Below are 17,102 nucleotides of genomic sequence, written 5' to 3'. Positions count from 1 at the left end.
CCTACAGCGGCACCGTCTCGCCGGTCGCGTCGGACTCGTAGAGCGCGTCGATGGCGCGCATGTTCGCGACGGCTTCCTCGCCGTCCGTGAGCGGGTCGCGACCGGCGTCGACCGCGGCAGCGAACTCCTCGACTTCGAGGCGGTAGGCGTCGACGGCGTCGAAGCGCTCCTCGACGGTCTTCTCGTCGGTCCCCCAGCGCAGCACCGTCTCCTCGACGCCGGGGTTGTAGGCGTTCTCGGCCTCCAGCCAGCCGTTCGTGCCCTCGACGCGGTACGTCTGGTGGACGCGCGTCTCGAAGCCCGCTTCGATCGTGGCGGTGGCGCCGTCCTCGAACTCGAAGGTGCCCGAGACCTGAGTGTCGACGCCGCAGTCCCGGCCGTCGTGGGTAGTCGCGGCCGCGAGCGCGGGTTCGCCGAGGAACTGGCGGGCGGCGGAGACGGCGTAACAGCCGACGTCCATCAGCGCGCCGCCAGCGAGGTCGGGGTCGACGCGGACGTCCGGGCCCTGCGGGAGCGGGAATGAGAACGCGGCGTGGACGTGCCGGAGGTCGCCGAGCTCGTCGCGAGCGACGTCGAGCGCGCGCACCGTCCGCGGGTGGTAGCGGTACATGAACGCCTCCATGAGGGTGACGCCGGCGTCAGCGCAGTGCTCGACCACGTCGACCGCTTCCTCGGCGTCCGCGGCGAGGGGCTTCTCGCAGAGGACGTGGAGGCCGGCGTCGGCCGCGCGCTTCGTCCACTCGGCGTGGAGGGCGTTCGGAAGCGGGACGTAGACGGCGTCGACGTCCGCGTCCAGCAGGGCGTCGTAGCTGTCGTAGGATTCGGGGATGCCGTGGCGCTCGGCGTAGTCGGCCGCGGCGTCCGCGTCGCGGGAGGCGACAGCGCGGACCTCGTGGTCGGTGGCTTCGATTGCAGGAACGACGGATTCGTCGCCGATGTTCGCCGTCGAGAGGATGCCGAACTGCATGACAGAGACGGGACGCGCCGTCGCCGTAACTGTTTGGACCGACGTCCGTCGAAGCGGTGTCGGGGACAGAACACTCAAGCCGGCGGGCCACCTGTGTCGGCGTGATGGCCGAAATTCGAGCCCCCGAGGAGCGGACCTGCACGGACTGCGGGCGCTCCGAGCGCTGGGACGACGACGCCGGCGCGTGGCGCGTCGACGAGGAGGTCGGTGACGTCTACTGCGTCCACTCCTGGGACGTCACCGGCACGTTCGCCCCGGTGGAGGAGCCCTAGAGCGGGCGCGCGGCGACGTACTCGTCGCCGTCCTGTTCGACCAGGCCCCGTCCGCGCAGCGTCTTGAGCACGCTGTACAGCGTTATTCTCGGCACGTCGAGTTCGCCGTGGAGCTCGTCCAGCGAGGCGCTCTCGTTCGTGGAGAGGTAGAGGTAGACCAGCTTCCCGCGCGGCGACTCCACCCCGGTCGGCAGTTGTCGAGCAGACATTCGTCGTTTGCCGACTGAACTTCGACGATAATAAATCCTACCTTCGACGGTAGTCGAACGTCCGGGAACACGTAGCTTGATGGCGCTCGCCGGCGAACGGGCGAGCGTGTCGCGCCACGACCGCCTCGACCGTCACCCGACGCCCGGCCCCCGGAACTCGCTGCGCCACTGGCCGGACGCCAAGCGCCCGCTGCGGGTCGCGTTCAACTACGTCGTCGTCGTGCTCGCCCGCGTCTGCCCGAGCCTCCGCGCGAAGAACTGGCTGCTCGGGCTGCTCGGTGTCACCGTCGGCGAGGGCGCCTCGTGGGGCCTCGAATCCACGCCGGACGTCTTCTGGCCCGAGCTGATTACGGTCGGCGAAGACGCCATCGTCGGCTACGACGCCACCCTGCTCTGCCACGAGTTCCTCCAGGAGGAGTACCGCACCGGCGAAGTCGTCGTCGGCGACCGCGCGATGATCGGCGCGGGCGCCGTCGTCCTCCCCGGGGTCACCATCGGCGAGGACGCGCAGGTCGCCGCGAACTCGCTGGTCGTCGAAGACGTGCCGCCCGGCGAGACGGTCGCGGGCGTCCCCGCCGAACCGCTCGACTACGAGGAGTGAGTCGCCGCGCGGACGCGCTCGGCCGCCCGGTCGCCGTACCCGCCCGGCACGAACACGCCGACCGCCGCCAGCGCCGTGAGGCTCGCGACCGCGCCGCCGACCGCGAGCGCGCCGACCGCGCCCAACAGCGGGTCGACGGAGACGCCCGCGACGATAGCCGCCAGCGCGAACGCCAGGAACGCCTCCGCGAACGCCACGCGGGTCCCGCGGAAGTACACCGACGACGCACACCAGAACGCCTGCAGACGCCCCGCCAATGACGCGTCCGGTCCGGTCGCGGCGTCCGCCAGCCCCGCCGCGCCGAGCGCCGAAACCACGCCGGCCGCGTACGCGACGACGCCCGCGACGGCGAGCACGTAGACGCCGGCCTGCTCCCAGACGGAGAACAGCCCCGCGGCCGCGGCCACCATGAGACCCGCGAGCACGCCGAGCACGAGCGTCCACCGCGTGCTGCGCTCCCGCGCCTGCGCCCGACGGTCCGCGTCTGCGAGCGTTGCGCTTCCCGCCGCCGTCAGTGCGACCCAGCCGGCGACCGACAGCAGCGACGAGGCGACGGTCATTCGCGCACCACGACGACGCCGCGCCGGAACACGAGGTGGTTCGGGAGCACGAGCTCGCGGCCCTCGTCCTCGATGCGCGTCACGAACACGTCCACTTCCTGCACGATTCCCTCGTGCTCACCGATGGCGACCCGGTCGCCGATGCCGTACGGCTGGCGCAACAGCAAGTAGACGCCCGCCGCGCCCGACGTCAACAGCTGATGGGTCGCCACCGCCGTGAACACGATGAGCGCCCCGACGTACGCCAGCAGGAGGACGAGCAGCGCGTCGATGGCGACGCCCACCTGCGAGAGCGCGACCAGCACCGCGACGAACAGCACGCTGTACTTCACGACCTTCGGCAGCACGGTGAGCTCCGGCACCTTCACGCTGCGCAGGCGCTCGCCGACGTACAGCTCGGCCTTGTCGCCGGCGAGCACGCCGACGAACAGCACGGCGAGCGCGACGACGGCCGACGGCAGGAAGCTGACAACGGGGTACCAGACGGCGTCCTGGACGGTGAGCCGCGCGACCTCGAGGGCCACCAGCACCGCGAACGCGTAGATTATCCACGACGTCAGCCGCGCCACGAGCGCCACCGTCGAGAACCCGATGTCGCGGGCCATCCGCTCGACGCTCGTCCCCTCGACGGCGTCGTCGACGTCCAGCGCGACGAGCAGGCGCTCGTTCACGCGGCCGACGAGGTAGCCGAGCACGAGCCCCGCAATCAGTACGCCGACGGCGAGCACGTACCGGAACTCGGGGTTGAGCAGCGGGCTGATGTCTATCTGCATCTCAGTACTCCTCGGGGTCGAGTTCGAGGACGAGCTCGCCGCTCTTGAACGCCCGGACGAGGCCGTCGGACTCCGAGAGGACGATGGCGACCGCGGTCGTGTCCCGCGTAATCGCGCCGGCGGCCATGTGCCGGGCGCCCAGTCCCTTCGGGATGTCGGTGCCCTCAGCGCCGGGTTCGAGGTAGCGGTACGCGGAGACGATCTTCCCGGAGTCGCTGATGACGAACGCGCCGTCGAGCCGCGAGAACTCCTTCAGCATCACGTTCACGATGGGGTCGCCGACGTGGACGTGGCTCTTCTCGAAGGGGTTGTACGACAGCGGCCGGGACTTGTTCATCACCTTCCCGGCGTCCCCGACGACGAACAGCGCGCCGACGGGCTTGCCCTTCTGGCCCTTCTTCCCGAGCTCGATGGCGACTTCGAAGACGTCCCGGATGACGCTGGGCTCCGCTCGCGAGTTCGCGAACAGGTCGTAGATGCCGGAGTGGCGCGACTCGTCGACTTTCGTGCGCGCGACCATGTCGACGTCGTCGCCGAACAGTGGCGCGGCACACCCGAGTTCGTCGCCGTCGTCGACGACGCCCTCGGTGAGCGCGCCCTCGATGCCGAACCGGATTCGTTCCTTGACGTCCTCGAACGCCAGCGGCAGTTCGACGAACGTGTCCGCACCGACGCTGTTCTCCGTGGCGACGACCACCACGTCCGCGCCCTCGACGTCCTTCACGCGGTCGTAGTACGCCCCGCTCGGCGAGAACACGAGCAACGCGTCGATGCCGTCGAGCACGTCCTCGAGGAGTTCCGGTGGCCTGGCCATTTGCCGGATAGACTCACCCCTCGCGCAAAAAGGTTAGCGGCCCGGCGGCCAGCCCTCTGCCGTCCGGACGGCGGCCGCCCGTGCCCACAAGTAGTTGCGGGCGTCAGTCGTCGGTCGCCGCGGCGTCCGCACCGACGGTCTCGGAGTCCGTGAGGTCGGCGTCCCGCCACGTGCCGCGCTGGTACCACGCGTACGCGACGACCGCACCGATCACGTTCGAGACCGCGAACGCCACCCAGATGCCGGTCTCGCCGACGGCCTGCGCGGAGAACCACGCGACCGGGAGCCGGACGACGCCGAGCATCAGCACGGAGATGGCGGCCGCGGTGAGCGTCTTGCCGGCGCCCCGGAAGCTCCCGGTGTACGCCCGCATGATGCCGATGAACCCGAACGTGAGCGCGACGTACCGCAGGAACTCCGCGCCCACGGAGACCACCTGGTCGGCGTTCTCCTGGCCGGCGCCGACGAACACCGAGACGATGGGCTCCGGCGCGACGAAGACGACGACGCCGAGCACGGAGAGCACGCCGAACAGCACTTTCGCGGCGAGCGCGGCGGCGGCCTCCGCGCGGTCGGGCTCGCCGGCGCCGATGTTCTGGCCGGTCATCGTCTCCACGCCGCGCGCCACCGCGATGGCGGGCAGGAAGACGACCGAGAACACCCGCGTGCCGATGCCGTACGCCGCGACCACGGTGTCCGGGAACAGCGCCACGACCACCAGCAGGAGGTTCATCGAGAGCGCGCGCCCCGTTCCCTCGACGGTCGCCGGGAGGCCGATGCGCGCGAGCCGCCGCAGGTACCCGAGGTCCGGGGTCATGTCGCGGATGTTGATCTGGACGCCACGGGACCCCTCGAACATGATGGCGAGGCCGACGACGAGCGCGAGCGCCCGCGAGAACACCGTCGCGACGGCCGCGCCCCGAATCCCCATCTCGGGGAACACCCACCACCCGAAGATGAGGAACGGGTCGATGACGATGTTGAGGACGACGGAGCCGAACATCACGAGCATCGGCGTGATGGTGTCGCCGTACCCCCGCATCAGCGCGATGAACACGAAGAACCCGAACATGAACACCAGCCCGAGCGTGATGACTTCGAGGTAGCTGGTGGCCAGCGGGAGGACGTCCGTCGACGCGCCGAGCAGGCGGAGCAGGTCCTCGACGAAGACGTAGCCGACGCCGCCGAGGAGGAGAGACGCGATGGCTGCGAACGTCACCGTCTGGGAGGCCGCGTACTCCGTCTCGCGCTCTTCGCCCGCGCCCGTGTGCTGGGCGACGAGCACGCTCCCCGCGACCGAGACGCCCATCCCGAGGGAAATGAGCAGGAAGACCAGCGGGAACCCGAAGCTGATGGCGGCGAGCGAGTCCGTGCTGTACTGGCCGAGCCAGAACGTGTCCGCGAGGTTGTACGCGGTCTGGAAGAGGTTCGTCACGACGATGGGCAGCGCCAGGAAGAACAGCGGCTTCCCGACGCCGCCGGACGTCAAATCGAACTGCTCGGGGCCCTTGAACACCGCGTCGAGTCGGCTCCGCAGCCCCATCAGGCGTCCACCTCTGCTCGGTCCGCGACGAGCCGCGTCTCGACGTACTCGGCGAGCGTCTCCCGGATCCTATCCAGCGGGTGGTCGACGGAGACGTGGCGCGTGTACGCGCCCTTGATGGTCGTCAGGAGGAACTCCGCGGTGGTCTCCGGGTCGACGTCCTCGCGGAACTCGCCGGCGTCGACGCCCGCTTCGATCACCTCGCGGATGCGGTCTGCGAGGTAGCGGTCGAAGCGCGTGAGCTGCTCGCGGAACGCGTCGTCGTAGGGCGCCTGGGCCTTGATTTCGAGCATCGCCGTCCGGAAGTCGATGCCGGGGACGTCGCCGCCCTCCGCCAGCGAGAACTCCACGAGCGCGAGCAGGCGCTCGCGATGGGTGTCGCCGTCGACGGCATCGACGTGCTCGGTGTAGTCGTCGTAGAGGTACTCCAGGAACGCCGTGAAGAGGTCGTGCTTGCTGTCGTAGTGGTAGTGAATCGTCGCCTTGCTCTTCTCGGAGTGGTCCGCGATGTCCTGCACGGTGAGGTCCGCGAACCCGTGCTCGCAGAGCGCGCGATACGTCGCCTCCAGAATCTCGTCAGTTGGCTCTCCCATGCTGGTCGTTACGAGAACTTACTGACCAGTCAGTCAAAAGCGTTCGGAACGCCGAACGCGTCCTCCGGTAGAACCTCGAAAAGCGCCTACTTCGGACGGACCGGCTCCACGCAGTCCGGGCACTCCGCGTACGCCACCCGCTGGCCGTTCCGCTCGTACTCCACGAGCACCGCCCCCGGGGGTATGTCTGCGTCACACTCCGGGCAAACGCCGAGTAACTGGGTTTTAGACGACATGGTCTGGAGCGCGCGTACAGACTCCACGGCCCGTAGTCGCAAAAAGGCGACCCAACCGGAGTGAAAGTGGAACGGGGTGGTATCACGGGAGGACCGGATTTGAACCGAGCGGAGACGTTCCGGGTCGCTCCCTCCGGTCGCTTCCCGGGCCGCGACTCCTCGGGTTCAAATCGGTCCTGCTCCTTTCTTCGTTTTCTCGCTGCGCTCGAAAACTCAGTCAGTGCCCGGGACCGGATTTGAACCGTTGCGAGAATTGCTCGCTCACCTCAGAAGGAGAGCGGTTGAGCATTCGCGCGAACGCAGTGAGCGCGATTCACTGAACGCGAGGCGAAGCCGAGCGTTCAGCCTTTTTAGCGTAGATTTTTGCGCCGAGCGGTGCCCGCAGCGAACGCAGTGAGCGAGGACACCCGAGGCGCAAAAAGGTACGTGCGCGGGACCGGATTTGAACCGGCGGACCCCTACGGGACAGCGTCCTAAGCGCTGCGCCGTTTCCTGGCTTGGCTACCCGCGCGCACTCCGACGTACCCGAGGCAGGCAAATGAGAATTGCGTTACGTCCCGGGGACGCCGAGCGCGTTCAGCGACCCGACGCCGAGGAGCGCGAGCGCCGCGAGCACGACGGTCGCGACGGCCCACGCGGCGACGCCGATGATGGCCGCGCGCGTCCAGCCGACGGGGTAGCGCCACTTGATGACGCCGACCCACGCGACGAGCGCGAGCAGGCCGCCGACCAGCGGCACGCCGTCGAGGAGCGCCCACACGACCGCGCCCAGCAGCGCGGTGATGACGGCGTCCCCGTACTCTCCCGCGCCGGCGACGTAGCTCGCGGCGACGTGGATGGCGACGCCGCCGACCAGCAGGCTCCCCGCGAACACGATAATCGAGTCCCCGAGCGGGGACGCCTGCGCGGGCGGTCCGGCTACACCGAGCAGTTCCACGAGCACGACTGCGAGCGTCAGCGGTGTCATAGCACGCGACTCGAGGGCCCGTCCGGCCTTGAAGCGTCGACACCGTCGCGCCGGATTCACGCGAATTTGCGCGAGTTCCTCCGGGGCCCGCCGAAGGTTTACGTGCGGCGCGCCGAACGTACGGGTATGTACCGCGCGGGCGACGAGCTGGACCAGCAACAGTGGCTGGAGACCCTCGACGGCGTGGCTGACGCGCTCGACCTCGACGCCGAGGCGCGGACCACCGCGAAAGACCTCTTCCTGTCCGCGGTCCCCACCGACGAGCGCTCGAAGCCCGCGGCGGTCGCCGCGAGCGCCTACGCGGGCGCGCTCATCGCGGGCGACCAGCGCTCCCAGACCGCGGTCGCGGACGCCGCCGGCGTCTCCCGGCTCGCCATCCAGCAGCGCTGGAAGGACTTACTCGACGAGGCGGGCTTCGAGCCGCCGACGTGGTAGCACTCAGTCGCTCTCGACGAGGTTGCCGTGCTCGTCGATTTCGCCGTTGACGATGCGCGTCGAGGAGATGATGTCGCCGTCGTCGGCGCGGACGTGGTCGACGACCTCGATGTCGAGGGGGTCGACGCCGCGCTCGGCGCGGATGTCGTTGATGCGCTCGCCGGTCGCCTTCGTCTCGGGCGAGACCACGAGCACGTCGAATTTGGGTTCCGTGGCGATGCCGGTGGGCTCCTCCAGCTTCCGGACCTCGAACTCGCTGCCGTAGCCCTCTGCGATAGCCGCGAGCTCGTCCTCCAGGTCGCGCTCGCGGGCCTCGAACGGCCTGACCTCGCGGTCGACGCTGCGGGTCTGTGCGGCGAGTTCGTCGCTGGTCAACCCGACCGTGACGTCACCGAGTTCGAACGCGCGCTCGAAGAGCTTCCGGTGGCCGTCGTGGATCGGGTCGAACGTCCCACCGAGGGCGACGTTCATACGCCAGCGGAGGCGCGCTTGGCGTTTACCAGTTTGGATTCGTGACCTACCGCTCGTCGCCGCCGTCGTCGGCTTCCTCGACTTCGATGCGGACCGGCTGGTCGGTGTTCTCGGGCTCGCTGTCGTCGCCGAGGTGGGCGTCGAGGTTGAACACGGTGTTCAGTTCGTCCTGGACGCGCCCGACGACGCCGCCGACGAGCTCGCTCGGCGCGATGGCGGTGTACTCGTAGGGGTTGTTGCCGGCGCCCTCGCTCTGGCGCTTCCGGCGCTCGACGACGTCCTCGTCGGCGAGCTCGGCGAGCGCCTCCCGCACGGTCGAGGGGTAGAGGCCGGTGCCGTCGGCGACTTCCTCGCTGGTGCTCCACGGGTGCTGGCGCAGGTAGACGAAGATGCGCGCCCGCGTCTCCGTGTCGAGCACCCACGAGAGTATGTCGACGACGCCCTGGTCGAAGCCGGCGACCGCGCGCTCTTTCTCCTCCCCGAGTCGCTCCCGCGGTGACTGGTCGTCCCCCTCGACGTCGTCGGTTGTGTCCTCTGACATGCGTCGTCTCGTTCAGGTCAAAAGCGCGGAACGGGTGAAAAAGGCTTCGCACCCCGCGGTCTCACCCGGTTCTGCCTCAGAGCACCAGCGACTCGTAGAGCGCGCGCTCCCCGTCTTCGTCGAGGCGGCGGCGCTGGGCGGCCGCGCCCGACTCCGCGTCGTAGACGTCTCGGATGCCCGAGACGCCGAGGCGCTCGCACTCCCGGTCGACCGCCTCGCCCAGCGACACCTCGCCGGCGGCGTCCCGCAGGACGAACGACGCGTCGTGGCCGCGCCGCATCGCCCGCCACTTGTTCTCGTCCAAGACTTCCCGGCGGAGCGGGCCCGTCGCGTCCCCGCCGCCGAAGACGCCCGCCGCGGGGTCGGCGGCGTCCTCGTAGCGCTCCGCGTAGTCGACGACGAGCGCGTGCGTGTACTCCACGAACGCCAGCACCGTCGCCGGGTCGGCCTGGCCGTCCGGCGCGCGGACCTCCACGGTGCCGTGCCCGGAGTGCGGGCGGACGTCGTACCAGAGTTCGCCGCGGTCCTCGATGGCGCCGTTCTCCACCATCAGGCGCTCGAAGCGGTCGAACGCCTCGTAGGAGTCGAACGCCGTCGGAATCCCCGTGTTGGGCAGTCCTTCGAAGATTTTCGCGCGCGCCGACGCCAGCCCCGTGTCGAAGCCGTTCCAGAACGGCGAGTTCGCCGACAGCGCCAGCATCACGGGCACGTGCCAGCGCAGCTGGTTCGCCACCCACACGGCCTTGTCCGCGTCGTCGACGCCGACGTGGACGTGCAGGCCGGCGGTCGTGTTCCGGTGCTGTGGGTACTGGATACGCTCCAGCTGGGAGCGGTACCGCGGCTTCTCGGCGTGCTCGTGTTCGCGCCAGCGCGCCCCCGGGTGGAGGCCCGCCGCGGCGATGCGGTAGCCGTTGGCTTCGGCGTGCGCGACCAGCGCCGCGCGCACGTCGCGGACCGCCTCGGCGGCGTCCCCGGGACCGTCGAGCTTCGGCGTCTGCGTCTCCACGACGAACTTGAACAGCTCGTGGTCGAGGCGGCCCTCCAGGAGTTCGGGCGGCTCCGCCTCGTAGACCAGCTCGTCGGTCCCCGCAGTCGGGACGCCCGCGTCGTCGACGACGAAGAACTCCTCCTCGACGCCGAGCGTCCCCAGTTCCGTGAACGCCTCCCGCGAGCCCACGTCCATTGCTGGCGGGAGTTTCCCGCGGCGGCCGTAAATAGTTCTGGAAGTCGGCGGACTTCCCGGGGGTCTCGGGAGCCGGCCGTCGATCGAACCTATCGCGCCTATTTCGGCGTCGCGACCACGGCGAGGTGGTCGTCGTGGTACGGCTCCAGCCGCGCCGTCTCCAGCACCTCGTACCCCTCGCGCAGTCGCTCCAGCACGTCCTCGAAGACGGCCGCCGGCTCGCGCGTGACGTCCTCGCTGCGCGCCTTGATCGCACCCACAAACCGGCCGTCCCCGCGCAGGAACTCGCGGTTCGCGAGCGCCACGTCGGCCTGCCCGCGCGTCGCCACGTCCTGCACGATGGCGTCCAAGCCGCTCTCGACGACGTGCGCGTACGTCTCGGGCTTGCGCGCGTCCTTCAGCAGCGGGAAGAGGTTCGGCCGGACTTCGGCGACGTCGAGCAGGTCGCGGACCGGCCGCGGCGCGAACTCGACGGCGTACGTCGGTCCCGCGAAGTCGGCGACGTGGCTCACCGTCGTGCCGTTCGCCGCGCCGAGGTAGAGCACGCCGTCACCGCCCGCCAGCCCCGTGTCGAGGCCGGCTTCGAGCGTCGCGCCGAGCTTCGAGCGGTGGGGCTCCCAGCGCCGCCAGCCGTCGACTACCGGCTCGCCGTACACCGGCTCCCCCCGCGTCGCGAGCGCCTCGTCGCCCTCGAACTCCCGGCGCTCGACGCCGTCGGGGAGACTCATTCCGTATCACGAGCGCGGATGCGCTCGATTCGCTCGTCCAGCTCCTCGGCCAGTTCGGGCCGCAGGTCTCCCGAGTAGTGGTCGATGCGCGCGGCGATGGAGAGCTTCCCGGCGAGCGCGCGTGCCGCCGACCCCCGGTGCTCGGGGTGGGTGTTCCGCACGTAGTCGTGCGTGTAGATGGCGCCGTGTTTCGGCGACGAGGCGTGCCCGCGGAGGTGCGCGAACAGCGCGTCCTCGGCGCCGAGCACCTGCACCGTCCCGCTGGGCTGCTTCGCGAGGTTCTCCAGCCCGCCCGCGAGCGCGATCAGGCGCGCCGCGAGCATCGCGCCCGCGAGGTTCGAGAGGGTCGGCGCCACCGTCGGCGCCTGCTGCTCGACGTACTCGCGGACCGCGTCCCGCTCATCGGCGAGGTCCGCGACGCGCTCGCAGAGCGCGACCGCGCGCTCCTCGGTGATGGTCTCGGGCTCGCGCTCCGCGACCGCTCGCGCGCCCTCGACGCCGCTGTCCACGTCATCGAAGACGCTGCCCGCCCACTCCGTGCCGCGCTCGGCGAGCTCGTTCGCGGCGTCAGCGAGGTCCGCGGCCGCCCGGACCGCGTGAATCAGCTGCTGGTCGTCGGCGCCCTCGCGCTCCCGGACGGCCGCTCGCGTCCCCGCGAGCGTCGCCTCGTGCAGCAAGTCGTAGTACTCGTCGGTGTCCGCGGCGAACCCCGCGTCGACCGCTCGCTCCGGCCAGTCCGCGGGCGCGTCCGCCTCGCCCTCGCGGACGGCCTCGCCCATCGCGTCGGCGTCGCCGGCCTCCGCGGCGGCGAACCACCCCTGTTCGGTCATGTGCCAGCGTACCCGCCGCGCCGGGTTAAACCCACGCGGTCGGCGTCCGCGCTCCGCTGGTCGACTACGTCGGCTGCGGGCCGCCGCCCCCGCTCGGCTCGATGCGCCGGACGACGCCCTCCGTGCCCGACTTCAGTTTCACGCGCTCCCCCTTCGGGTCCGCCTCGCCGAGCACTGCGTCGATGTCGCCCTCGACCGGCGCCTTCCCGTGGCCCTGCTCGATGAACACGTGCAGTCCCTTCTTGAGCTCGTCCGGGTCGGGGTACTCCGGTGGTTCCTCGGACATACTCGACTGGTCGCGCTCGCGGCTCCAGACAGTGCTGGCCGTTTATGGTGCCGGCGGGGTTCCGTCCGTCCATGAGCGCTCCGCCCGCAGAGGACCGGAAGAACTTCTCGGACCTCTTCGACGAGCTCGAAGACCTCGACGACCACGTCGACGACGACGAGGCCCGCGCACAGCTCCGCGAGGTGAAGGAGCTCGCCACCGACATGCAGCCCGACGGCACGTTCGGCCGCGTCATCTACGGGTTCGACGCCAACGACCTCGCGGAAGCCGCGCTCGGCAGCCTCCTGTTCGGCATCCCGATGGCCGTCGAAGGCGGCACCAACGAAGCCGGCGAGTTCCTCGCCGGCCACCTCCCGCTACTCGCCGCGAACGCCGCCGCCATCGTCGCCATCGTCTACGGCCTCCTGTACGTCGCGGAGTTCCAGGACGTCCGCGTCGCCGACCCGTTCTTCGGCGTGATTCCCCGACGGCTCGTCGGCGTCCTCGCGGCGTCCACCGTCACCGCCACCCTCCTGCTGACCGCGTGGGGCCGCGTCGCGTGGACCGACCCGGCGCTCGCCGTCGCCACCGTCTCCGTCGCGGTCCTCCCGATGGCCATCGGCGCCGCGCTCGGCGACATCCTCCCCGGGAGCTAGGGTTCCGGCCGGCGCCGCCGAAAGAAAATGGTTAAACCGCGTGCGGGCGCAAGACGGTGTATGAGCGAATCCGAAGCCAAACGGGCGCGCAAGTGCGTGTCCTGTGGCATCAACATCTCCGGCACCACCGCCGCCGCGTTCAAGTGCCCGGACTGCGGTCAGCAGATCTACCGCTGCGCGAAGTGCCGCAAGCAGAGCAACCTCTACGAGTGCCCCGACTGCGGGTTCCGGGGGCCCTAACAATGGGGAAGGTCGCCGCCGTCCTCAAGGTCATGCCGCAGAGCCCCGACGTCGACCTCGACGACCTCGAGTCCCGTCTCTCGGAGTCCCTCCCCGAGGGCGCGAAGATCAACGGCGTCGAGACCGAGGAAGTCGCGTTCGGCCTCACCGCGCTCCTCACCACCGTCATCGTCCCCGACGACGCGGGCGGCACGGAAGCCGTCGAGGAGGCCTTCTCCAACGTCGACGACGTCGAGAGCGTCGCCGTCGAAGAAGTCGGTCGCATCTAGGCACTTTTTTGCGCTGCGGGGCGCCTGCGGCCGCCCTCGTCTGCTCAGGGGCGCGAAACGCCCGTTCGCACGGCCAGCGAGACCTCCGGTCTCGCTCGGGCAAAAACTTGCGGAAAGAGCACTCCCCGTTCCAGCGCGCTTCGGCGCTTAGTCGCTCGTCGGCCTGCGATCGCTACGCTCGCGCAGTGAATCGGCGCGCTCGGGTTCGTCCGAACCGCACGCGCGCCGAATGCTCGTAGTCGTTTTTTCGTCCGCTAGATGCGCTCAGCCCTCGACGAGCGGTACGAGGTCCAGTTCGAACCACCAGCCGCTCTCCAGGTAGTTGTCCTTCTCGAACCGGTAGGTGCCGTGTGGGTGGCACTGGTCGCTGTCGTGGGCGGCGAGTACGGCAAACTCCCCGCGGACGGTCGCGCCTGGGTCGACTGTCTCCTCGCGCATCACCTCGGGGAGAGCAACGCCGTCGGTGGCCTGCCAACAGTCGTCGGACGTTCCGTCCGGCACGACGCCGTCGTCCGGCGCCAGGAGCATCGTCGCGTCCGCCGACTGGTGCTGGCCCCAGAGGCCGTCCCACGGGACGAGCGATCCGAACACGAACGTCCGTTCCTCGTCGGCAGTGTTCGTGAACGAGACTTCGAGCCTCGCAGGGTGGTCGACCGAGAACTCACGCGTTACCCGGGCGTCCATCGTGACCTCCTCCAAGGGAGCGTCGGCGGTGCGAACGCCGTCGATGGCGTACCGGAACCACGGGCGTTCGTTCGTCGTTCTGTCGCCGGTCGTCGGCCCGTTGGACGTCCGGGACTTTGTCGTCGTGGTGGGACCGGCCGTCGTCTCGCCGTCACCGCCGCCGGTCACGGGAGCACCGGTACAGCCAGCGACCGCTGCGGCCGACAGCGCGGCGAGGTACGTCCGTCGCTTCATACGGGGCCAGACGGACGGGCTCGTTAAACGCTTTCTCGGCGCTCAAAGAACGACTTGAGTGCTCGGTTCGAGCGTGTTCGCCCGAGGCGCTAGAGGACGGCGTCCAGCGCCTGCTGGAGGTCGGCTTTCAGGTCGTCGACGTGCTCGATGCCGATGCTCGCGCGGATGAGCGGGTCCGTCAGGCCCGCGGCCTCGCGTTCTTCTCTGGGGATGGCGGCGTGGGTCATCGCCGCGGGCTGCTCGATGAGCGACTCGACGCCGCCCAGCGACTCCGCGAGCGTGAACACCTCCGTCTCGGCGACGAACTCGCTGGCCTCGTCGAGGCTGGCGTCCAGCTCGAAGGAGAGCATCCCGCCGAAGTCGTCCATCTGCTCGGCCGCGAGGTCGTGGTCCGGGTGGCTCTCCAGCCCGGGATAGAAGACGTGCTCGACGCGGTCGTGGGCGTCCAGCCACTCGGCGAGCTCCTGGGCGTTCGCGCAGTGGCGGTCCATGCGCACGCCGAGGCTCTTCGTCCCGCGCAGCACGAGGAAGCAGTCGAACGGGCTCGGGGTCGCGCCGACGGAGTTCTGGTAGAACGCGAGGCGCTCGTCGAGGTCCTCGTCGTCCGTGACGAGCGCGCCGGCGACGAGGTCGGAGTGCCCGCCGAGGTACTTCGTGAGGCTGTGACAGACGATATCGGCGCCGTGTTCGAGCGGGCGCTGGAGGTACGGCGTCGCGAACGTGTTGTCGACGGCGCACAGCGCGTCGTAGTCGTGGGCGACGTCCGCGAGCGCGTCGATGTCGTTGACGTTCATCAGGGGGTTCGTCGGCGTCTCCACCCAGACGAGTGCGGTGGAGTCCCGCATCGCCGCCCGGACCTCGTCGTGGTCGGTGGTGTCCACGAAGTCGAATTCGAGGTCGTACTCCTCGTAGACCTGCGTGAAGATGCGGTGCGTGCCGCCGTAGACGTCGTTGCCCGCGACGACGTGGTCGCCGGCTTCGAGGAGGTTCAGGACGGTGTTGATGGCGCCCATCCCCGAGGAGAAACACCGGCCGTACTCCCCGCCTTCGAGGCTCGCGAGGTTGGCTTCGAGGTCGGTCCGCGTGGGGTTCCCGGTCCGACTGTACTCGTAGCCGCGGTGGTCGCCGGGCGCGTCCTGCTCGTACGTGGAGTTCGCGTAGATGGGCGTCATCAGCGCGCCCGTCTCCTCGTCGGGCTCCTGCCCGGCGTGGATGGCCCGCGTCTCGAAGTGCTCGTCGCTGTCGTCGCTCATGCTCGGAGCGTCGGCCGCCCGCGAGTTAGGTCTGTCCGTTGGGCGGACCGGCGCTCCCCCGGCCAGAAACCGGAACTGATTGCCGGTGTCTGCGACGCGTCGGCTGGCGCCCCTCCCAGATGCCCGCAGAAATGGGCTCGAAGTCGCCCCCTTTTGACAGTGGGGCGTCTCGCGGCTGGTATGACCGGACTCGTTAGCACTGCGTGGCACCGGTACCGTTCGATTCCGCTCATCGCGCGCATCTTCGTCGCGTTCGTGGTCGGCTCCGCGGCGGGCGTCGCGTTCGGGGAGCGGATGGTAGTGGTGCAGCCGCTCGGCGACCTCTTCCTGCGGCTGCTCAACATGCTCGTCGTCCCCATCATCGTGTTCACGCTCCTGACGGGGATACGCCAGCTGTCGCCCGCACGACTCGGGCGAATCGGCGGCGTGACCGTCGGCCTGTACGCCGTCACCACCACCCTCGCGGGACTCATCGGGCTGGCCGTCGCGAACGTCCTCCAGCCCGGCCGCGGCGTCGAGTTCACGGGCGGCGAGGCGCAGTCGCAGGCGCCGCCGTCGCTGACCGACGTGGTCCTCGGCATCGTCCCGAACAACCCCGTCGCGGCGATGGCCGACGGCAACCTCCTCGCGACCGTCTTCTTCGTCATCGTCTTCGGCATCGCGCTGACGTACGTCCGCGCCCGGGACGACGACCTCTCGGACACCGTCGACTCCGTGTTCGAGGCGTTCGAGGTCGGCGCGGAGGCGATGTTCGTCGTCGTCCGCGGCGTCCTCGAGTTCGGCGTCGTCGGCGTGTTCGCGCTGATGGCCGCGGGTATCGGCACGGAGGGCGTCGGCGTGTTCTCCTCGCTCGGCGAGCTCGTGCTCGCGGTGGCGATCGCCGTGGTCGTCCACATCGCGTTCACGTACCTGTTCGTGCTGATGCGGCTGGTCGTCGGCGTCTCCCCGCTCTCGTTCCTCTCGGGCGCGAAGGACGCGATGCTCACCGCGTTCGCCACCCGGTCGTCCAGCGGCACGCTCCCCGTGACGATGCGCAACGCCGAGGAGGACCTCCGAATCTCCGAGCGCGTGTACTCGTTCGCGCTCCCCGTCGGCGCCACCGCGAACATGGACGGCGCGGCGATCCGGCAAGCCATCACCGTCGTCTTCGCCGCGAACGTGGTCGGGGTGCCGCTCGCGCCGGCCGAGCAGGTGCTCGTGCTCGTGGTCGCCGTCCTCATCAGCATCGGCACCGCGGGCGTGCCGGGCGCCGGCCTCGTGATGCTGACCGTCGTCCTGAACCAGGTCGGGCTGCCGCTGGAAGTCGTCGGGTTCGTCGCGGGCGTCGACCCGATTCTCGGCCGCATCGCCACGATGAACAACGTCACCGGCGACCTCGCGGTGTCGACGGTCGTCGGGAAGTGGAACGACGCGCTCGACCTCGGCGACGGCGTCTGGGTCGAAGTAGGGAGCGAGCGGGCGGCCCCTGCCGACGACTGACGCCGACGCCGGTTCAGATGACGTCGTCGGGGTCGTGCTCTTCGCGCATCCGCTGGGCTTCAGCGGCGTACTGTGCTTCGAGTTCGGGGTCGCCGGTCTGCCCGAGGTTGCCCGCGTCGGCGTCGACGGCCGCGGTCGTGTCCCGGACGTCCGAGAAGCTGGTGAGCGCGCGCTCCTTCCGGAAGTACTGCTCGCCGTCCGGCGTGGCGTACGTGAGGATGATGATGTTCTGTTCGTCGTCGGAGTACGTGCGCTCGACCAGCCACACGCGCACGGTGTCGTCGCCGTCGTCGCTCATG

At 69.9% G+C, this 17,102-nt stretch carries 24 protein-coding genes and 1 tRNA gene; 7 read left to right on the top strand and 18 right to left on the bottom strand.

Going from position 1 to position 17,102, the window contains the following annotated elements; genetic code table 11:
- Nucleotide 1: 1 nt before the first annotated feature.
- On the bottom strand, nucleotides 2-967 hold the full coding sequence (locus tag G9C83_RS13165; protein WP_167246631.1) for a Gfo/Idh/MocA family oxidoreductase: 966 nt from the start codon (nucleotides 965-967) through the stop codon (nucleotides 2-4).
- A 104-nt stretch (nucleotides 968-1,071) separates the two neighbouring features.
- Here G9C83_RS13165 and G9C83_RS13160 point away from each other — a divergent pair, with 104 nt between their 5' ends.
- Nucleotides 1,072-1,239 carry an HEWD family protein gene (locus G9C83_RS13160; RefSeq protein WP_167246629.1) on the top strand — a complete coding sequence of 56 codons (168 nt, stop codon included), beginning with the start codon at nucleotides 1,072-1,074 and terminating at the stop codon, nucleotides 1,237-1,239.
- On the opposite strand, the gene G9C83_RS13155 is transcribed toward G9C83_RS13160, so the two are convergent.
- On the bottom strand, nucleotides 1,236-1,448 hold the full coding sequence (locus G9C83_RS13155; protein ID WP_167246627.1) for a TrmB family transcriptional regulator: 213 nt from the start codon (nucleotides 1,446-1,448) through the stop codon (nucleotides 1,236-1,238). The genes G9C83_RS13160 and G9C83_RS13155 overlap by 4 nt on opposite strands.
- Before the next feature lie 79 nt (nucleotides 1,449-1,527).
- Between G9C83_RS13155 and G9C83_RS13150 the strand changes: the two genes are divergently transcribed.
- Nucleotides 1,528-2,049 carry an acyltransferase gene (locus G9C83_RS13150; protein WP_167246625.1) on the top strand — a complete coding sequence of 174 codons (522 nt, stop codon included), beginning with the start codon at nucleotides 1,528-1,530 and terminating at the stop codon, nucleotides 2,047-2,049.
- Here G9C83_RS13150 and G9C83_RS13145 read toward each other — a convergent pair.
- The 7 genes from G9C83_RS13145 to G9C83_RS13115 all read right to left on the bottom strand — a co-directional run bounded on the left by G9C83_RS13145 (nucleotide 2,037) and on the right by G9C83_RS13115 (nucleotide 7,535).
- Nucleotides 2,037-2,609 carry a hypothetical protein gene (locus tag G9C83_RS13145; protein ID WP_167246623.1) on the bottom strand — a complete coding sequence of 191 codons (573 nt, stop codon included), beginning with the start codon at nucleotides 2,607-2,609 and terminating at the stop codon, nucleotides 2,037-2,039. The genes G9C83_RS13150 and G9C83_RS13145 overlap by 13 nt on opposite strands.
- The gene (locus G9C83_RS13140) at nucleotides 2,606-3,382 is read right to left on the bottom strand and encodes a mechanosensitive ion channel domain-containing protein (RefSeq protein ID WP_167246621.1); all 777 of its coding nucleotides are present in this window, start codon (nucleotides 3,380-3,382) and stop codon (nucleotides 2,606-2,608) included. The genes G9C83_RS13145 and G9C83_RS13140 overlap by 4 nt, the downstream gene beginning before the upstream one ends.
- 1 nt (nucleotide 3,383) lies before the next feature.
- Nucleotides 3,384-4,196 (bottom strand): diadenylate cyclase DacZ, encoded by an 813-nt coding sequence (dacZ, locus tag G9C83_RS13135; protein WP_167246619.1) that lies wholly within the window; start codon nucleotides 4,194-4,196, stop codon nucleotides 3,384-3,386.
- Nucleotides 4,197-4,299: 103 nt separating this feature from the next.
- Nucleotides 4,300-5,739 carry an MATE family efflux transporter gene (locus G9C83_RS13130; RefSeq protein WP_167246617.1) on the bottom strand — a complete coding sequence of 480 codons (1,440 nt, stop codon included), beginning with the start codon at nucleotides 5,737-5,739 and terminating at the stop codon, nucleotides 4,300-4,302.
- On the bottom strand, nucleotides 5,739-6,332 hold the full coding sequence (locus G9C83_RS13125; protein ID WP_167246615.1) for a TetR/AcrR family transcriptional regulator: 594 nt from the start codon (nucleotides 6,330-6,332) through the stop codon (nucleotides 5,739-5,741). Before G9C83_RS13125 ends, G9C83_RS13130 begins: the two co-directional genes overlap by 1 nt.
- Before the next feature lie 663 nt (nucleotides 6,333-6,995).
- Nucleotides 6,996-7,079: transfer RNA gene (locus G9C83_RS13120), tRNA-Leu, on the bottom strand.
- A 39-nt stretch (nucleotides 7,080-7,118) separates the two neighbouring features.
- On the bottom strand, nucleotides 7,119-7,535 hold the full coding sequence (locus G9C83_RS13115) for a hypothetical protein (RefSeq protein WP_243838032.1): 417 nt from the start codon (nucleotides 7,533-7,535) through the stop codon (nucleotides 7,119-7,121).
- A 126-nt stretch (nucleotides 7,536-7,661) separates the two neighbouring features.
- On the opposite strand from G9C83_RS13115, the gene G9C83_RS13110 reads away from it, so the two are divergent.
- Nucleotides 7,662-7,970: a transcription initiation factor IIB family protein gene (locus G9C83_RS13110; protein ID WP_167246613.1), complete on the top strand. Its 309-nt coding sequence runs from the start codon at nucleotides 7,662-7,664 to the stop codon at nucleotides 7,968-7,970.
- Between the two features lie 3 nt (nucleotides 7,971-7,973).
- Here G9C83_RS13110 and G9C83_RS13105 read toward each other — a convergent pair whose 3' ends face one another.
- From G9C83_RS13105 to G9C83_RS13080, 6 genes are all read right to left on the bottom strand, one after another.
- The gene (locus G9C83_RS13105; protein WP_167246611.1) at nucleotides 7,974-8,441 is read right to left on the bottom strand and encodes a phosphopantetheine adenylyltransferase; all 468 of its coding nucleotides are present in this window, start codon (nucleotides 8,439-8,441) and stop codon (nucleotides 7,974-7,976) included.
- 46 nt (nucleotides 8,442-8,487) lie between these two features.
- A complete protein-coding gene (locus G9C83_RS13100) occupies nucleotides 8,488-8,982 on the bottom strand; it encodes a winged helix-turn-helix domain-containing protein (protein WP_167246609.1) in 495 nt (164 codons plus the stop codon).
- A gap of 76 nt (nucleotides 8,983-9,058) precedes the next feature.
- Nucleotides 9,059-10,165 carry a glutamate--cysteine ligase gene (locus G9C83_RS13095; RefSeq protein WP_167246607.1) on the bottom strand — a complete coding sequence of 369 codons (1,107 nt, stop codon included), beginning with the start codon at nucleotides 10,163-10,165 and terminating at the stop codon, nucleotides 9,059-9,061.
- Nucleotides 10,166-10,263: 98 nt separating this feature from the next.
- Nucleotides 10,264-10,893 (bottom strand): fibrillarin-like rRNA/tRNA 2'-O-methyltransferase, encoded by a 630-nt coding sequence (locus G9C83_RS13090; RefSeq protein ID WP_167246605.1) that lies wholly within the window; start codon nucleotides 10,891-10,893, stop codon nucleotides 10,264-10,266.
- Complete coding sequence (locus G9C83_RS13085; RefSeq protein WP_167246603.1) at nucleotides 10,890-11,723, bottom strand: NOP5/NOP56 family protein; 834 nt, start codon at nucleotides 11,721-11,723, stop codon at nucleotides 10,890-10,892. The genes G9C83_RS13090 and G9C83_RS13085 overlap by 4 nt, the downstream gene beginning before the upstream one ends.
- Nucleotides 11,724-11,787: 64 nt before the next feature.
- On the bottom strand, nucleotides 11,788-12,009 hold the full coding sequence (locus G9C83_RS13080) for a hypothetical protein (RefSeq protein ID WP_167246601.1): 222 nt from the start codon (nucleotides 12,007-12,009) through the stop codon (nucleotides 11,788-11,790).
- A gap of 71 nt (nucleotides 12,010-12,080) precedes the next feature.
- Here G9C83_RS13080 and G9C83_RS13075 point away from each other — a divergent pair, with 71 nt between their 5' ends.
- The 3 genes from G9C83_RS13075 to G9C83_RS13065 are packed head-to-tail and all read left to right on the top strand — an operon-like array spanning nucleotide 12,081 to nucleotide 13,153.
- Entirely contained in the window at nucleotides 12,081-12,644 is a 564-nt protein-coding gene (locus G9C83_RS13075; protein WP_167246599.1) for a DUF2391 family protein, read from the top strand.
- Between the two features lie 60 nt (nucleotides 12,645-12,704).
- A complete protein-coding gene (locus tag G9C83_RS13070; RefSeq protein ID WP_167246597.1) occupies nucleotides 12,705-12,884 on the top strand; it encodes an HVO_2753 family zinc finger protein in 180 nt (59 codons plus the stop codon).
- Between the two features lie 2 nt (nucleotides 12,885-12,886).
- On the top strand, nucleotides 12,887-13,153 hold the full coding sequence (locus G9C83_RS13065; protein WP_167246595.1) for an elongation factor 1-beta: 267 nt from the start codon (nucleotides 12,887-12,889) through the stop codon (nucleotides 13,151-13,153).
- A gap of 264 nt (nucleotides 13,154-13,417) precedes the next feature.
- Here the strand turns inward: G9C83_RS13065 and G9C83_RS13060 are convergent, their stop codons facing one another.
- Together G9C83_RS13060 and G9C83_RS13055 are read right to left on the bottom strand one after the other, a co-directional pair.
- Entirely contained in the window at nucleotides 13,418-14,071 is a 654-nt protein-coding gene (locus G9C83_RS13060) for a hypothetical protein (RefSeq protein WP_167246593.1), read from the bottom strand.
- 89 nt (nucleotides 14,072-14,160) lie between these two features.
- On the bottom strand, nucleotides 14,161-15,324 hold the full coding sequence (locus tag G9C83_RS13055; RefSeq protein WP_167246591.1) for a cystathionine gamma-synthase: 1,164 nt from the start codon (nucleotides 15,322-15,324) through the stop codon (nucleotides 14,161-14,163).
- A 180-nt stretch (nucleotides 15,325-15,504) separates the two neighbouring features.
- Here G9C83_RS13055 and G9C83_RS13050 point away from each other — a divergent pair, with 180 nt between their 5' ends.
- Nucleotides 15,505-16,803 carry a dicarboxylate/amino acid:cation symporter gene (locus G9C83_RS13050; RefSeq protein WP_167246589.1) on the top strand — a complete coding sequence of 433 codons (1,299 nt, stop codon included), beginning with the start codon at nucleotides 15,505-15,507 and terminating at the stop codon, nucleotides 16,801-16,803.
- 13 nt (nucleotides 16,804-16,816) lie between these two features.
- Here the strand turns inward: G9C83_RS13050 and G9C83_RS13045 are convergent, their stop codons facing one another.
- Complete coding sequence (locus G9C83_RS13045; protein ID WP_167246587.1) at nucleotides 16,817-17,101, bottom strand: hypothetical protein; 285 nt, start codon at nucleotides 17,099-17,101, stop codon at nucleotides 16,817-16,819.
- Between the last annotated feature and the right edge of the window lies 1 nt (nucleotide 17,102).

It is taken from the genome of Halobacterium sp. R2-5 (assembly GCF_011734195.1).
Taxonomy (GTDB): domain Archaea; phylum Halobacteriota; class Halobacteria; order Halobacteriales; family Halobacteriaceae; genus Halobacterium.
The sequence above is the reverse complement of the archived record's forward strand: the minus strand, read 5'-3'. Positions and strand labels throughout refer to the sequence as shown.

Excerpts from the sequence above, each read along its gene's own strand:
- G9C83_RS13070 (WP_167246597.1), top strand. The coding sequence starts at position 12,705 with ATGAGCGAATCCGAAGCCAAACGGGCGCGCAAGTGCGTGTCCTGTGGC.
- G9C83_RS13060 (WP_167246593.1), bottom strand. The coding sequence starts at position 14,071 with ATGAAGCGACGGACGTACCTCGCCGCGCTGTCGGCCGCAGCGGTCGCT.
- G9C83_RS13150 (WP_167246625.1), top strand. The coding sequence starts at position 1,528 with ATGGCGCTCGCCGGCGAACGGGCGAGCGTGTCGCGCCACGACCGCCTC.
- G9C83_RS13095 (WP_167246607.1), bottom strand. The coding sequence starts at position 10,165 with ATGGACGTGGGCTCGCGGGAGGCGTTCACGGAACTGGGGACGCTCGGC.
- G9C83_RS13050 (WP_167246589.1), top strand. The coding sequence starts at position 15,505 with ATGACCGGACTCGTTAGCACTGCGTGGCACCGGTACCGTTCGATTCCG.
- G9C83_RS13110 (WP_167246613.1), top strand. The coding sequence starts at position 7,662 with ATGTACCGCGCGGGCGACGAGCTGGACCAGCAACAGTGGCTGGAGACC.
- G9C83_RS13165 (WP_167246631.1), bottom strand. The coding sequence starts at position 967 with ATGCAGTTCGGCATCCTCTCGACGGCGAACATCGGCGACGAATCCGTC.
- G9C83_RS13155 (WP_167246627.1), bottom strand. The coding sequence starts at position 1,448 with ATGTCTGCTCGACAACTGCCGACCGGGGTGGAGTCGCCGCGCGGGAAG.
- G9C83_RS13045 (WP_167246587.1), bottom strand. The coding sequence starts at position 17,101 with ATGAGCGACGACGGCGACGACACCGTGCGCGTGTGGCTGGTCGAGCGC.
- G9C83_RS13085 (WP_167246603.1), bottom strand. The coding sequence starts at position 11,723 with ATGACCGAACAGGGGTGGTTCGCCGCCGCGGAGGCCGGCGACGCCGAC.
- G9C83_RS13160 (WP_167246629.1), top strand. The coding sequence starts at position 1,072 with ATGGCCGAAATTCGAGCCCCCGAGGAGCGGACCTGCACGGACTGCGGG.
- G9C83_RS13090 (WP_167246605.1), bottom strand. The coding sequence starts at position 10,893 with ATGAGTCTCCCCGACGGCGTCGAGCGCCGGGAGTTCGAGGGCGACGAG.
- G9C83_RS13125 (WP_167246615.1), bottom strand. The coding sequence starts at position 6,332 with ATGGGAGAGCCAACTGACGAGATTCTGGAGGCGACGTATCGCGCGCTC.
- G9C83_RS13105 (WP_167246611.1), bottom strand. The coding sequence starts at position 8,441 with ATGAACGTCGCCCTCGGTGGGACGTTCGACCCGATCCACGACGGCCAC.
- G9C83_RS13130 (WP_167246617.1), bottom strand. The coding sequence starts at position 5,739 with ATGGGGCTGCGGAGCCGACTCGACGCGGTGTTCAAGGGCCCCGAGCAG.
- G9C83_RS13115 (WP_243838032.1), bottom strand. The coding sequence starts at position 7,535 with ATGACACCGCTGACGCTCGCAGTCGTGCTCGTGGAACTGCTCGGTGTA.
- G9C83_RS13145 (WP_167246623.1), bottom strand. The coding sequence starts at position 2,609 with ATGACCGTCGCCTCGTCGCTGCTGTCGGTCGCCGGCTGGGTCGCACTG.
- G9C83_RS13100 (WP_167246609.1), bottom strand. The coding sequence starts at position 8,982 with ATGTCAGAGGACACAACCGACGACGTCGAGGGGGACGACCAGTCACCG.
- G9C83_RS13065 (WP_167246595.1), top strand. The coding sequence starts at position 12,887 with ATGGGGAAGGTCGCCGCCGTCCTCAAGGTCATGCCGCAGAGCCCCGAC.
- dacZ (WP_167246619.1), bottom strand. The coding sequence starts at position 4,196 with ATGGCCAGGCCACCGGAACTCCTCGAGGACGTGCTCGACGGCATCGAC.
- G9C83_RS13140 (WP_167246621.1), bottom strand. The coding sequence starts at position 3,382 with ATGCAGATAGACATCAGCCCGCTGCTCAACCCCGAGTTCCGGTACGTG.
- G9C83_RS13055 (WP_167246591.1), bottom strand. The coding sequence starts at position 15,324 with ATGAGCGACGACAGCGACGAGCACTTCGAGACGCGGGCCATCCACGCC.
- G9C83_RS13080 (WP_167246601.1), bottom strand. The coding sequence starts at position 12,009 with ATGTCCGAGGAACCACCGGAGTACCCCGACCCGGACGAGCTCAAGAAG.
- G9C83_RS13075 (WP_167246599.1), top strand. The coding sequence starts at position 12,081 with ATGAGCGCTCCGCCCGCAGAGGACCGGAAGAACTTCTCGGACCTCTTC.